Annotated in this window: 11 protein-coding genes; 2 read left to right on the top strand and 9 right to left on the bottom strand. The window is 64.5% G+C overall.

Annotation, left to right across the window (positions count from 1 at the left end):
- Positions 1-90: 90 nt before the first annotated feature.
- From LRA98_RS00295 to LRA98_RS00265, 7 genes are all read right to left on the bottom strand, one after another.
- Positions 91-3,261, bottom strand: coding sequence for a type I restriction endonuclease subunit R (locus LRA98_RS00295; RefSeq protein WP_238632654.1), 3,171 nt, complete (start codon positions 3,259-3,261; stop codon positions 91-93).
- Positions 3,248-4,219 (bottom strand): GIY-YIG nuclease family protein, encoded by a 972-nt coding sequence (locus LRA98_RS00290; protein WP_238640817.1) that lies wholly within the window; start codon positions 4,217-4,219, stop codon positions 3,248-3,250. Before LRA98_RS00290 ends, LRA98_RS00295 begins: the two co-directional genes overlap by 14 nt.
- Positions 4,216-5,607: a restriction endonuclease subunit S gene (locus LRA98_RS00285; RefSeq protein ID WP_238633956.1), complete on the bottom strand. Its 1,392-nt coding sequence runs from the start codon at positions 5,605-5,607 to the stop codon at positions 4,216-4,218. Before LRA98_RS00285 ends, LRA98_RS00290 begins: the two co-directional genes overlap by 4 nt.
- Positions 5,604-7,577 (bottom strand): type I restriction-modification system subunit M, encoded by a 1,974-nt coding sequence (locus LRA98_RS00280; RefSeq protein ID WP_238633955.1) that lies wholly within the window; start codon positions 7,575-7,577, stop codon positions 5,604-5,606. The genes LRA98_RS00285 and LRA98_RS00280 overlap by 4 nt, the downstream gene beginning before the upstream one ends.
- 148 nt (positions 7,578-7,725) lie before the next feature.
- Entirely contained in the window at positions 7,726-8,097 is a 372-nt protein-coding gene (locus LRA98_RS00275; protein ID WP_238633954.1) for a DUF2237 family protein, read from the bottom strand.
- A gap of 45 nt (positions 8,098-8,142) precedes the next feature.
- Positions 8,143-9,120, bottom strand: coding sequence for an SPFH domain-containing protein (locus tag LRA98_RS00270; RefSeq protein ID WP_238633957.1), 978 nt, complete (start codon positions 9,118-9,120; stop codon positions 8,143-8,145).
- Positions 9,113-9,601, bottom strand: coding sequence for an NfeD family protein (locus LRA98_RS00265; protein ID WP_238633953.1), 489 nt, complete (start codon positions 9,599-9,601; stop codon positions 9,113-9,115). Before LRA98_RS00265 ends, LRA98_RS00270 begins: the two co-directional genes overlap by 8 nt.
- A 250-nt stretch (positions 9,602-9,851) precedes the next feature.
- On the opposite strand from LRA98_RS00265, the gene LRA98_RS00260 reads away from it, so the two are divergent.
- Entirely contained in the window at positions 9,852-10,355 is a 504-nt protein-coding gene (locus LRA98_RS00260) for a gamma-glutamylcyclotransferase family protein (protein WP_238633952.1), read from the top strand.
- 145 nt (positions 10,356-10,500) lie between these two features.
- Here LRA98_RS00260 and LRA98_RS00255 read toward each other — a convergent pair whose 3' ends face one another.
- The gene (locus LRA98_RS00255; protein ID WP_238633951.1) at positions 10,501-11,418 is read right to left on the bottom strand and encodes a homocysteine S-methyltransferase family protein; all 918 of its coding nucleotides are present in this window, start codon (positions 11,416-11,418) and stop codon (positions 10,501-10,503) included.
- Entirely contained in the window at positions 11,418-12,125 is a 708-nt protein-coding gene (locus tag LRA98_RS00250) for a hypothetical protein (protein WP_238633950.1), read from the bottom strand. Before LRA98_RS00250 ends, LRA98_RS00255 begins: the two co-directional genes overlap by 1 nt.
- 134 nt (positions 12,126-12,259) lie before the next feature.
- Between LRA98_RS00250 and LRA98_RS00245 the strand changes: the two genes are divergently transcribed.
- Complete coding sequence (locus tag LRA98_RS00245; RefSeq protein ID WP_238633949.1) at positions 12,260-13,084, top strand: alpha/beta hydrolase; 825 nt, start codon at positions 12,260-12,262, stop codon at positions 13,082-13,084.
- Positions 13,085-13,191: the final 107 nt, after the last annotated feature.

The following is a 13,191-nucleotide window of genomic DNA, read 5'->3' as shown; positions in this document are numbered from 1 at the left end:
CACTGGGGCCGAGTCGGATTCTGGGCCGCAATGGCGGGATGGGGCTCCGCACCGCCATCGACGCTCACGGTCGGTTATACCGCGGCGTCGTCACGAATCCTGCGCGGCCTTCTCTGCTTTCATAAACCGCACAAGCAGCCGCGCCAGGGCATCGAAGTTGTCGTTGCTCTCAAGGGCCTTGGTGGCCATCTGCTCTCGCTCCTGGATGCTGTCGATGAGGATCTTTTCCAGCACCTTGGGGAAGCTCCCGTGCATGATCTGGTCGACATCGTAGGTGTCGATCTGGCGGTCGACCTGCTCATGCCGTCGCGCCCGGGTGCCGAGTTCCTGCAGCCAGGTCAGCTTGTCCTCGTCGGCAGTGTCGTGACCGAAGAGATCGTTGAGCCGGTCGATGATCTCCTGGAGCGGTTTCTTTTCTGGCTCCCGCGCCTGCCCCGACCCGGCCTCGCTAACCGGGCGGAGGGTGTACGCGCCCTGCTCTTCCCCCAGTCGAACCGCCCGTTCGGCCTGCTTCTGGATGCGGTAGTGGGTCAGCTCCAGTTCCGAGACGTCGACCTCGTCCTTATCGATCGCTTCCAGGCGTAGGAGCGGACCCAGGTAGCGGCCAAAGACAGCCAGGGCCTCCAGATCACGGTCTCCGTATTCGATCACCTGCGAGAGGAACTCGTAGATGCGCACGAAGCTGTTGAGGTCCTTCTTGAAGAGCTCGAGAGCCTCCTTCGCCTCGTTCGCTTCCTTGAGCTCGTATTCCGCACGCTGCTGCCCGGCCTGATCGCCTTGGCACTCGGCACGCTTGCGCTCGGACTCCCAGTTGCGCACCGCCTCGATGGCGGCCTGGTAGCGCTTCTGGAACCGGTCCTGCGCGGGGCGGACGTAGTAGCTGAGCTTCGAGTCCTTGGCCTTCGAGTCGTAGAAGGCGTGGGCAAACTGCGTGACCTCCTCCCACTGGTAGATCTGCGCGTCGTTGAGTTTGCGCATTAGGTCGTAGACGACCTGGGCGTCCGAGACATCCTCCAGCTCGGCGGTGTGGTAGTACGGCTCGAAGGCCTTGCGCACCTCCTCCGGATCGTTGACGAAGTCGAGGATGAAGGTGCGCCCCTCCTTACCGTCGAACGGGCGGTTGAGGCGGCTGAGCGTCTGGACGCAATCCACCCCCTGGAGTGGCTTGTCGACGTACATCGCGCAGAGCTTCGGCTGGTCGAAGCCGGTCTGGAACTTGTTGGCCGCGATCATCACGTTGAAGTCATCGGTGTCGAAGGCGTCCCGATGGTCGCGGCCCTTGAGCCCCGGATTGAGGAGGCTGCTGCGCTCATCAACCGCCTGCGGAATCACCTCATCCGGCTCCACCTGCCCGGAGAAGGCCACCAGCGGGTGGACATCGGCGTAGCCCTGCTGGTCGATGTACTTGCGCATGGCGATCTGGTAGCGCACCGCCTCCCGGCGGCTGCTGGTGACCACCATGGCCTTGGCCTGGACATCGAGCAGGTGGCGCACGTGCTCGCGGAAGTGCTCGACGATGACCTCCACCTTCTGCTCGATGTTGTACTCGTGCAGCCGCACCCAGCGGGCGATCTTCGATGAAGCCTCGCGGGCGTCGACCTCGTACGCCTCACCGTGCGGGTGCGCCAGCCGGAAGGCCGTCTTGTAGGTGATGTAGTTCTGCAGCACATCGAGGATGAACCCCTCCTCGATGGCCTGGCGCATGGAGTAGACGTGGAAGGGTGTCGGCAGGTTGTCCGAGGCTGGGCCCCGGGAGGGATCCGGCGGGCGGCCGAACATCTCCAGCGTCCGCGCCTTGGGCGTGGCCGTGAAGGCGTAGTAGCTGATCCGATCCGTGTGGCCGCGGGCCGCCACCGCCTCATCAAGCAGTTCCTCGGCGCTGACCTCCTCGTCCTCACTGCGCTCGACACCGAGCAGCGCCTTGAGCTTGTGCGCCGAGGTGCCGGTCTGCGAAGAGTGCGCCTCGTCGGCGATGACCGCGTACTTGCCGGCGGCCAGATCTTTGTGCCGATCCAGTGCCTCGAACAGCGCCGGGAAGGTCTGGATGGTGACCACGATGATCCGCGTGCGCGCCTTCAGCGCCTCGGCCAGCTGCTCGGACTTGCTGCGGCCCTCGCTACCGGTGATCGGGCGAACGACTCCGCTGGCATGCTCGAACTGGTAGATCGTCTGCTGCAGCTGCTGATCGAGGACATTGCGGTCAGTGACGACGATCACCGAATCGAAGAGCTTATCACCCTGGTCGTTGTAGAGACTGGCGAGCTGATGGCTGGTCCAGGCGATGGAGTTCGACTTACCGGAGCCGGCGCTGTGCTGGATCAGGTAGCGCTGCCCGGGTCCCTCCTCCCGGGTGGCGTCAATCAGACGGGTGACCGCCTCCCACTGGTGGTAGCGCGGGAAGATCAGCGCTTCCTTCTTGCTCCGGCGGCCGTGGAAGTCCTCGTGCGTCTTCTGCTCCAGGTGCAGGAACCGCCCTAGGATGTGCAGCCAGTGATCCGGCTGGAAGACCTCGCGCCAGAGGTAGCTGGTGGCGTAGTCGTTCTCGGAGGCCGGGGGCGGATTGCCCGCACCACCGTCTTCGGTGCCACGATCGAAGGGGAGGAACTTCGTTTTCTTGCCCTGCAGGTGGGTGGTCATGGCCACCCGGTCCTGGCTGACGGCGAAGTGAACCAGGGCGCCGCGCTTGAACTTGAGCAGCGGCTCCTGCTTGCCGTTGGTCTTCGCCTTCGTTGGCCGGTCGTGCTTGTACTGACGGATCGCCTGCTCCACCGACTGCTGAAACTCGCTCTTGAGCTCCAAGGTGGCCACGGGCAGGCCGTTGACGAACAGAGCCAGATCCAGCCGGGGGTTGTACGCACCCTCCTGCGCGTGCGGCGAGTAGGAGAGCTCGGGCACCACGCGCAACCGGTTCTGCCGGTAGCGCTCAAGCACCGTCTCATTCATCGAGTGGTCGGGCTTGAAGGTGGCCAGCTCGACCTTCGCCCCCGGGGTGCGGAAGCCGTGGCGCAGCACCTCGAGCGTGCCGACCTTCTCCAGCTCGCGGGCCACGTGATCGAGCAGCGCCTTCTCCGGACCGCGTGCGTTGTGCTTGGCGAAACGTTCCCACTGATCCGGGTGGGCCTCCCGGAAGTAGCCGATCACATCCTCGGGGTAGAGGGCGCGCTCGCGGTCGTAGGCGGCGCTGCTGCCGAGCTGCCAGCCGGCGGCAACCAGTTCGTCGATGATGGCCTGCTGGAAGGCGCGCTCTTTAGGATCCGCCATCGCCGGGGCTCACTCCCTGATCACTCGCCGATGCCGCCGCCTCCTCGGCGGCCTGTACCTGTCGATCCTGCCATTCCGCATAGGTTTCGCAACTCCCCTCGAGCTTCCATGCGACCCGTCCATTGGCGGTGCGGCCCGAAACAATGGCCGCCGCAGCGCTGGGGCTGGAGAAGGCCTGATCCTGGGTGAACCGCCGATGCCCAGCACCGTCTTCGACGAGCACACCGTCCTCACAGAGCTGGTAGAACAAGGCCTCGTAGCCACCGCTTGGTCCCTTCCACGACTCTCGGGCCAGGGATCCGGATAGCACGTAGAACTCGCCCTCGTACTCCTGGCCGCGGGCATTGAGCCCGTGTTTCGGCAGTTCGAGACTGAAGAACGGCGAGGCTTCCGCCTTCGGCTGTTCGCCCGGCCTCTCCGGCGTCGATGGCTTCGGCACCGCCCGCAGGAAGTCGAACCCGAGCACCGGCAGGACGACGCGGATCTGATCGAGGAAGAAGGCCATGTCGGCCCGATCCGCTTCCGGCAGGTTGGCGTACGCCTTGGCCGTACCGTTGGCCAGGCGACACCGGCCGACCTCCATGGCGTTCTGGATGAGCAGGCTCTCCAGATGTTTGACGTGAGCCTTGGTCAGATTCTGATCCTTGCTGGTGACCAGACAGACCTTTTCCCAGAAGTCCTTGCCGCCCTGATCCTCCGGGCGGTTGTGCTGCTTGAGCCGCGTCCCAACGTCATCGGTCTCGCCGATGTAGACCAGCGGGCGCAGGCTGTTGTCCGGATCCGGCCCCACCAGAAAGTACACGCCGGTGCGCCCGCACTCGGGGCGCTGGATGAGCTCACTGAGCTTGCTCCGCGGACCGGTCAGCACATGACCGGTCCAGTTCATGATCTCGGCGGTGATCAGCCCGTTCGGCGAGTCATCCACCAGGAATAGGCGCAGGCTGCGGCCGTAGCTCATGTCACGGCGCCCACGCCTTCATGCTCAGCCTCCGTGCTTGAGGCCGGTGGCGTCCAATCGCGGACGTCGATCTTGCCGGTCACTGCGGCAGAGATGAGAGCCGAACGACGCTCTTCAAGCAACTCAACAGTTTTCCGGCCAGCCGAGGATAGTTCTGATATCCTAGCCAGATGTTCATCTATAATGGATACGATTCGGCGCTGCTCATCTAGCGGCGGGAGGCTTATCATGCATTGTTTTATGTGCTCGTGAGAAATCTTTGCCATTGACATGCTTGAGCCACGAGCGTGTATTTGAAACTGAACCCGTCCAACGTCACTGATTAAACAATAACATAAAAATAACGGATCAATAGATTCTGACGCTCTCAACCTGTACACCAAATCAGAAAAAATCAGCCGCGCTGCAGGTTGCTCACGAACAACACAAGCATCGCCTACTAGCTCCGGCGTGTTCGCCCGAGTAATAAGAAGGTCACCGGCCTTAATTTCTAAATCTAAGCGCGGGGAAAAACCCTCAGGCAACCTTTTATTTTTCTCTTCTACAAAAAAACCCGACCTAATTGCACTTAGCTTTATGACTCCCCACTCCCTCAGCAATGCAGGATCTGAGTCCGCGCTTGGACTCCAACCTTGCTCGATACTATTTAAAACACGGGATAACGGCACCAATTCCCAATGCGCTGGAACCTCCCCCAGCCACTCGACACCGGAGTCCTTCATCGGCACATCCGGATCGAGGCCCTTGGTGACGGCATGGGAGATGACCGCCTGGCGCTTCTCCTTGAGCAGCTCGATCAGGCGCTGCTGCTCCTCGATCAGGGCGTCGATGCGGGCGGTTTCATAGTCGAGAAACGTAGCAATCTTTTCCTGTTCGTCGCTGCTGGGCCAAACGGTTGGCACAGCAGCCAAAACATTGGAAGAAAGCTCTTGAAAAGTTGAGCCACCGCTGAGCGATTGTAGAATCTCGCGACATGCGAGAATCCAGTACATATAAAAACGGCTGTCGATGTCGCGCGATGGCACTAGTCCACGACATCCTTGATTGACGCACAACGGCACGCCCGCTATTGCCACATATCCTACCGGAGCACGTATCGATACGGCTATGCTGCCCGCCTGGATGAGCTGGAAACCGCATGCGCGGTACCCCTGTTCACTCAGCGTTCTTTTGGACGCGCAAATCTGGTTGGCTTCTATCTTGCTTAAATCCTCAGGTGTAACCCAAGTGATATCTCCGCCCCAGTATTCGTCGTAACCACTAGGAGGAGTGGCGCCATTAATCAGACGAAATAGGCGGCGCACCTGGACCACAGACCAGTGCGATGGCACCTGCCCCAGCCACTCCACACCCGAATCCTTGTACTCCGGATACGCCGGAAAACTCATGCCGACAGCTCCTCAATCATCCGCTTGATCCGGTTGGTGCACTCCCGCAGATCGGCGTCGATCTCCTCGAGCGGCCGCGGCGGCTCGTACTTGTAGAAGTAGCGGTTGAACGGGATCTCGTAGCCGACGATGCCCACTTCCCCATCACGCGCATCCTTCTTGCTGGTGTCGATCCAGGCATCGGGGACGTGCGGTTTCACCTCGCGCTCGAAGTAGTCGTCAACGGACTCGGTTAGCGGCACGTTCTCGGCATCCCGCAGGTCAGGGTCCGGCTCGGCCCGGCCCTTCTTGTCCCGGCAGATCGGCGCCTCCGGGTCGCGCTCGCTGAGGGCGGCGAGCACGGCCTTGTGCTGGTTGGGCTTGAGCTTCACGCCCTCGCTCTGCAGCGCGGCATCGAGTTCCCGGGTGAAGGCCTCGCGGTCCTGGTAGAGGGCACTATCGAGCCGACGGCAAGCGTCCAGAATCGCCTGCTGATCCTCCTCGCCGAGCTTCTGGATGGGCTTCTGCTCCGGAATGCGGGCGATGCGCTCCTCGCTGGCCTGGAAGTTGAGGCGCAGCGGGCGTTCGACGGTGATCCGCCGGTACCCGAAGGTCTCCAAAGGAAAGATCCGGCTCTCCTCGGTCTCCTCGTAGTCACCGTAGAGCTTCACAATGGTCCGGATTGCCTCGTCGTCGAGGTACTGGCGTTTGTTGCCGAGCGACTTGCGCATCTTCGAGTAGTGCTCGGTGGCGTTGATCAGCTGCACGTGCCCCTTGCGCTCGGCGGGCTTGGCGCTGGAGAGGATCCAGACGTAGGTGGCGATGCCGGTGTTGTAGAACATGTCCGTGGGCAGGGCCACGATCGCCTCGACGAGATCGCGCTCAAGCAGGTAGCGCCGGATCTCCGACTCACCGCCACCGGCGCCGCCGGTGAAAAGCGGCGAGCCGTTGAGGATGATGCCGATGCGCGACGGCCACTGGCTGCTCTGGTCCTGGCGCATCTTGCTCACCAGGTGGAGGAGGAAGAGCAGCGCCCCGTCATTGACCCGCGGCAGCCCGGGGCCGAAGCGGCCGGCGAAACCCAGCTGCTCGTGCTCTTCGTTCACTGCACGCTGACTACCCTTCCAGTCCACCCCGAACGGCGGATTGGCAAGCAGGTAATCAAAGCGCTCCCCATGGTGCTGATCGTCGGAGAGCGTGTTGCCCAGGGCGATATTGCTCACCGGCTCGCCCTTGATGAGCATGTCCGCCTTGCAGATCGCGTAGGACTCCGGGTTGAGCTCCTGGCCGTGCAGCGAGACGTCCACGCCCTCACTGATCTGCTGGATGTAGTTCTGCGCCTCGGACAGGAAGCCGCCGGTGCCCGCTGCCGGGTCGTAGATCTTGATGATCTCTCCGCGCTGCAGCCGCCCCTGCTGACCGGTGAAGACCAGCGACGTCGTTAGGTGCACGACATCACGGGGCGTGAAGTGCTCACCGGCGGTCTCGTTGGAGGCCTCGGCGAACTTGCGGATCAGCTCCTCGAAGACCACGCCCATGGAGAAGTTATCCAGCCGCTGCGGACTGAGATCCATGGCCGCAAAGCGCTGGACCACCGGATAGAGGGCGTCGCCGTGCTCGAGGCGCTCCAGGAACTCCTCGAAGCGGAAGTGCTCGAAGACCTCACGCGCCGCCGCGCTGAAGTGGCGCACGTAGTCGTTGAGGTCCTCCCGGGTGTGGGTCTCCGAGACCGTGGCCAGCCGCAACGGCGAGGTGTTGTAGAACTCCAGACCAGCCTCATTGCGCAGGATGCGATCGCGCATCGCTGCCGGCTTGTCCTGGTAGGCCTTGGCCTGCTCCAGGACTTGATCCCGCGTCGGCTCCAGAACGCACTCCAGCCGGCGCAGGACCGTGAAGGGCAGGATCACCCGCCCGTACTGCGACTGCTTGAGCGTACCGCGCAGGAGGTCGGCAACCCCCCAGATGAAGCTCGCCAGGTTCTCTTGGTTCATCCTCGCTGATCCTGCTCCTGAGATGTAGGCACGTGGATTGGCACTCTAACTTGAGGGGTTACCCTCATCCAGAGCCTGCCTAGCCAAGGGAGCCAGGACCGCGGGGGCTAGCAGGCGCGCAGCGGGCGCGGAACCACCGCCTTCGCACTCACAGCGCGTACGCCTTCAGCGTCTCGAGGTCGATCACGGCCAGGGTCTCGGCATGAGTGGCGTGCAGATCCACTTTGGGAGCCACTCCCGCGCGGTAGGCCTCCATCCAGCGGCCGGCGCACAGACACCACCGGTCCCCGGGCTGAAGGCCGGGAAACCCCATGGCGGGGTTGGGGGTCGTCAGGTCATTGCCCTGCTCCCGGGTAAAGGCCAGAAACGCCTCGTCCAGCTGGGCGCAGACCGTATGGATCCCGAAATCCTCGTGGCTGGTATTGCAGCACCCGTCCCGGTAGAAGCCGGTCAAAGGCTGAGTGCTACAGGGCGCGAGGGGCTGGCCGAGGACGTTGATGGACTCGAAAGGCTGACTCATGGCTATCTCCAACTCCGAAGGTGGGGGATCGTCCGGCCGGGCCGCTCATCCACCGGCGCCGGAACCGGACTGGCTTGAAGCCGCCGCAGCCCCCGTCGCTGGCCCCAGCAGCTCGCGAATACCGCCCACCGATCCCATCAGGCTCGTGACCTCCAGCGGCAGGAACACCCGCTCGCCGTCCTGCGCGACCTTGGGCAGCACCTCGATGTAGCCCTGGGCGATCAGGTAGCGCATCGCATCCCGCGACTCCAGGCCGTCGGCGTCGTCGGCAGCCTCGAGGATCTGCTTGATGGCCCGCTTCTCGCCTTCGGCCCGCTGCACGGCGGCCTCCTTGTCGCCCTCGGCCTTGAGGATCTCTGCCTGCTTGTAGCCCTCTGCCTCGCGCACCTCGGCGCGCCGGGCACGTTCGGCGGCCATCTGCTTGTTCATGGCCTCGCGGATGTCGTCCGGGATGTCGATATCGCGGATCTCGACGCGATTGACCTTCACGCCCCACTTGTTGCCGGCCTCATCCATGGTCGCCTGCAGCCGGCCGTTGATTTCCTGACGGGACTCGAAGATCTGATCGAGCTCCATGCGCCCGATCTCCGAGCGCAGCGAGGTCTGCGCCAGGGTCTGAACGGCAAGGACCAGGTTCTCGGCGCCGTAAATGGCCGCCTGGGCGTCCATGATCTGGTAATACAGCACCCCGTCGATGCGCACCCCGACATTGTCGCGGGTGATGACCTCCTGCTTGGGGAAGTCGAGCACGACCTCACGCAGGTCGATCTGCTTTTCCGTATCGATGGTCTTCTGGTTGTCGCGGTAGCGGACAATGGTGATCGGACGGGGTCGGTCGAGGATGGGGATGATCAGATTCAGCCCCGCCTCCAGCGTCCGGTGGTAACGACCCAGGCGCTCGATCACCATCGCATGGCGTTGCGGGACGATCACCAGACCCTTGACGAGGATGGCGATGAGCAGCACCGCCATCAGCACGACCAGAATCGAGGTCACCTCGGGAATCGCCACGGCATCATTCATGGTGCTCACCTCTGCGTCCTTGTTGGGGGTTTCCGGCACCACCCCCGTCCTCACGGGTTACGACCACCGTCGTGCCCTCAAAGCGAACCAGTCGGACCGCGGCCCCTTCCTCGAGCTGCATGTCCGCCGACCAGGGGCGTGCGCCAAACTCATCACCGAGGATGTGGACCCGCGGATCACCACGGGCATCGAGGTGGACCCGAAACGTCTGGTGCCGCACCCGCGGGTCGTCCACGCCCTGCGTCAGTTGCCCCGGCGTCCAGCGCCGGAGCAGCATCAGCGCCAGCGGCACCAACACCACCCCGGAGAACGCGGCGGTCAGGATCTGCAGCTCCCAGGACAGACCCAACAGCGCGGCTCCCATCCCGAAAAGCGCCATGCCCGCCGCAGCGAGCAGCACACCGCTCGCTCCGCCGAAGAGGAAAAGATCCGTCAGGACCAGGACGATCGCCCCACCCAACCAGAGACTCCATGCGCTCACCATGCCCCCCTTTGCTCGCTCCGCCGCTTGTTCAGTCTCCGAGCCTACCAGCATGGACCGGCGGGTTTTCACAATAACTGTGGAAAACCGTGTGGAGACACCCCGTGCAGCCCCGCGCTGCGCGGGTTCGCGAAAGATGGACAGATTCTGCTCACCGCCTCGGGCCACTCACGAGCGAGAGCGTCAAGGGCTGGTATCCTGCGAGCGGGATTGAGAACCCGGAGCACCGCGCAACAGGGAGAGAAGCAAGGTGGCTTTCACGTTCGATACTGCAGCCGTTTTACCGGGAGGGGTGATGCTCTACTTCGCGTTTGGCTCCAACATGCTCACTAGCAGACTCCAGGCGCGGGTGCCTTCGGCCACCCCTGTGGGTCGGGCATTTTTGCAGGGCCACCAACTCGCCTTTCACAAGCGAGGCGCCGACGGCTCGGCCAAGTGCAACGCCAACTGGACGGGACAGCCGGAACACTGGCTGCCGGGCGTCATCTTTCGCATGGATGCCGGCCAGTTGCCTGCACTCGACGACGCCGAAGGGCCGCGCTATGACCGCATCGACGTCACGGTCCAAAACGACAACGACACGCTCATTGAAGCCTTCACCTACCGGGCGAAGCCCGACGCCGTTATGGACGGGCTCCAGCCGACAGCAACCTACTACCGCTACGTAATCGACGGTGCGATCGAGCACGGACTGCCGGAGTGGCACCTTGAAGCCATTCGGCACGTAAGCCGATACGCCTTCGTGGCGGACTAGAAGAAGGCGGCGTTGGCAGCGACCGCACCCTCCAGTTCAGTCGCCGCGGCCGGAGCACATCCGGTACCCCACAAGGCTCGATCGTCCCTGATCGAGCGCCCCGCGGCCATCACGGCCCGCGGTCTTTCAGACGGGTAACCGGCCGCTAGGCTGATACCAGCTCGTACCCGGCGGCGGCCAGCTCCTTGCTTAGGGTCTCGATGTGGGCCGGCCCCACCTCGCAGCAGCCACCGACGATGCTCGCGCCCTGTCGCACCCAGCCCAGCGCATGCTCGGCATAGGCGGCGGGGTCGAGGTCCTTGCGGGCCTCCAGCACATCGACCGTGCCCCCCGGCTGCAGTGCCTCGACGGAGGTGAAGGCGTTGGCGTAGGCGCCGAACGGCACCCCAAGGTCCGCGATCTCGCTCATGGCCGTGGTGACTGCCTCGGGCACCGCGCAGTTGATCAGCACGCCCTGGGCGCCCACGGCCACCACTTCACGAGCCGCTTCGGCAAGAGACTCGCCGGAGCGCAGGCGTGTGCCATCCCCGTCGTCCACCGTGAACGCCGTCCAGACCGGTAGATTGCTCTCCACCCCGGCGATCGTCGCGGCACGGGCCTCACGGGCGAGGGACATGGTTTCGCACAGGAAAAGATCGACCCCCTCGGCCTGCGCCTCGACCATCTGGCGATAGTCGGCAAGACAGGTTTCGTCGTCCGGCGCCACGTCGGGGCGATAGCTCGCCACCAGCGGCGGCAGGCAACCGGCAATCCGTACCCCCTGCTGACCGGTTTCCTGGCGGGCCTTACGGGCCGCATCCAGCGCCGCGGCGTGCAGGGAATGGAACAGATCAGGCTCGCCGTCACGAGCCAGACGCCGCGGCGTAGCGCTGTAGGTATTGGCGGTGATGACCTGAGCGCCGGCCTCGATGAAGTCGCGATGGGCCGCGACCACCAGCTCCGGCTCTTCCAGCATCACCTGGGCGGACCACAGCGGTGATGCCGGGCGGCTGCTGCGCCGGCGCAGCTCCTGCCCCATGCCACCGTCCAGTACCACGACCCGATTGCCTTGAGCATTCACCATTAACGTATCCCCTTGTTTCCGCCAAAGCTGTCGACCCCGGCGGGGCCCGCTCGCCCCGAGGGTGACCGCCTCACCTTACGCACAAGGGGCAGGCCCCGAAAATAGCGCCGCACCCCGAAGCCGACGAAATTGGAGCCGCCGCGGACCCCGTCGAACAGGCCGAAGACGCCGGAGCGGTGGTGGATGCGCACGAATCCACTCCAGGCCCGTCCCGGGGGCTTGCCCTCCAACTCCAGCAGCAGGTAGTTGAGCAATCGGGTGGATGCTTTCTCGTCGTCCTTATCCCCGCGGGGCTCGATGGGGGGCTCCTCGGTCGCCCAGGACAGCCCCTCACCGAAGGCCGCCCGGGTATCCAGCCAGCGATCCCAGGGGAAGCGGGTCCAGCGCGCAACCAGGACGCCGTTGATCTCCCCATGGCGCTGCAGACCGGTGTGCCGGACCAGCTGCCCCTCCACCTCCAGGTCCAGGCCGCCGCGGCGGGCGAAGCGGGTACCGTAGGCCACGCTCAGCAGATAGCTCTCCTGCCGGCTGGCGGAGGCCCGACTGATGATATGAACCAGCCGGTTCTGGGCGCTCTGGCCGACGTAGAGCGCCACATAGGACCGGTTGTCACCGGCTCCCGCTGGCTCTGCCCGCTCCATAGCCGCAGACGACGGGCCCGCAAGGACCAGGATCAGGGTGACAAGAGCGAGCCGGCCTCCGCTCATAACGATCACACCTTTGCGCCCGCACGACTCCGCAGCCCCCAATGTAGCCCAGCGCTCCCCCGCCCTCGCCGCGGCGCGGCCCGAGCCGTTACCCTGTCCGCCATGGACCGCCAGCCTGCCTCACGGAGATCCGGATGCGCTTGCTGCTGAGCCTCGCTGCAGCGGCCGGTCTGATCTACGTCGGCTTCGGCGCGCTGCTTTTCTTCACGCAGGAGCGGATGGTCCATCTGCCGCAGATCCCCACCCGCGAGCTGCAATCCGCCCCGGCGGACCGCGGCTGGGACTATCAGGATCTGGCCATCCCGAGCACCGACGGGGTCACCCTGCACGGCTGGCGCATCGAGGCCGATCAGCCCCGCGGGGTGGTGATCTTCTTCCACGGCAACGCCGGGAACATCTCCCATCGCATGGACACCATCGCGATCCTCCGCGATCTGGGGCTGGATGTGATCATCTTCGACTACCGCGGGTACGGACAAAGCGAGGGCAGCGCCCACGAGGCGGGGCTGCACGAGGATGCCCGTGCGGTGGCCCGGTGGGTGCGTGAGGAACTGGGCGTGCCCAGCGAGCGGATGGTCTTCCATGGCCGCTCGCTGGGCGGCGCCCTGGCGGCCAGCGCGGCGCGCCACACCAGCCCGGCGGCGCTGATCCTGGAGTCGAGCTTCACCTCGGCCGAGGCGGTGGCCCGCGACCTCTATCCGTTCTACCCCGCCCGCTGGCTGACGCGGCTCGAATACGCCACCGCCGATTATCTCGCCAAGACCCGGGCACCGGTGCTGATCGTCCACAGCCGTGACGATGAGATCATCCCCTACCACCACGCCCGCTCCCTGCGCGAGGCCGCCCCGGGCGAGGCGCAGCTGCTCACCATCCGCGGTGACCACAACACCGGTTTTCTCACCAGCGGCCAGGCGTATCGCGACGGGCTGCGGCAGTTCCTGGACCAGCACCTGCCGTGACCCGGCCAGGGCGAGGTGCGATCCGCACCCGAGCTGGCCCGCATCAGCACCACCGGGCGGGCCACGTAGAGCGCCAGCATCGAGAGGACTAGAATGATCAGCGAGTA

Origin of the sequence: Halorhodospira sp. M38 (assembly GCF_022227985.1) — a bacterium.
Classification (GTDB): domain Bacteria; phylum Pseudomonadota; class Gammaproteobacteria; order Nitrococcales; family Halorhodospiraceae; genus Halorhodospira; species Halorhodospira halophila_A.
The sequence above is the reverse complement of the archived record's forward strand: the minus strand, read 5'-3'. Positions and strand labels throughout refer to the sequence as shown.

What these genes read in the sequence shown, in the direction of transcription:
- LRA98_RS00290 (WP_238640817.1), bottom strand. Translation starts at nt 4,219, where the DNA reads ATGAGCTACGGCCGCAGCCTGCGCCTATTCCTGGTGGATGACTCGCCG.
- LRA98_RS00280 (WP_238633955.1), bottom strand. Translation starts at nt 7,577, where the DNA reads ATGAACCAAGAGAACCTGGCGAGCTTCATCTGGGGGGTTGCCGACCTC.
- LRA98_RS00250 (WP_238633950.1), bottom strand. Translation starts at nt 12,125, where the DNA reads ATGAGCGGAGGCCGGCTCGCTCTTGTCACCCTGATCCTGGTCCTTGCG.
- LRA98_RS00245 (WP_238633949.1), top strand. Translation starts at nt 12,260, where the DNA reads ATGCGCTTGCTGCTGAGCCTCGCTGCAGCGGCCGGTCTGATCTACGTC.
- LRA98_RS00285 (WP_238633956.1), bottom strand. Translation starts at nt 5,607, where the DNA reads ATGAGTTTTCCGGCGTATCCGGAGTACAAGGATTCGGGTGTGGAGTGG.
- LRA98_RS00275 (WP_238633954.1), bottom strand. Translation starts at nt 8,097, where the DNA reads ATGAGTCAGCCTTTCGAGTCCATCAACGTCCTCGGCCAGCCCCTCGCG.
- LRA98_RS00295 (WP_238632654.1), bottom strand. Translation starts at nt 3,261, where the DNA reads ATGGCGGATCCTAAAGAGCGCGCCTTCCAGCAGGCCATCATCGACGAA.
- LRA98_RS00255 (WP_238633951.1), bottom strand. Translation starts at nt 11,418, where the DNA reads ATGGTGAATGCTCAAGGCAATCGGGTCGTGGTACTGGACGGTGGCATG.
- LRA98_RS00270 (WP_238633957.1), bottom strand. Translation starts at nt 9,120, where the DNA reads ATGAATGATGCCGTGGCGATTCCCGAGGTGACCTCGATTCTGGTCGTG.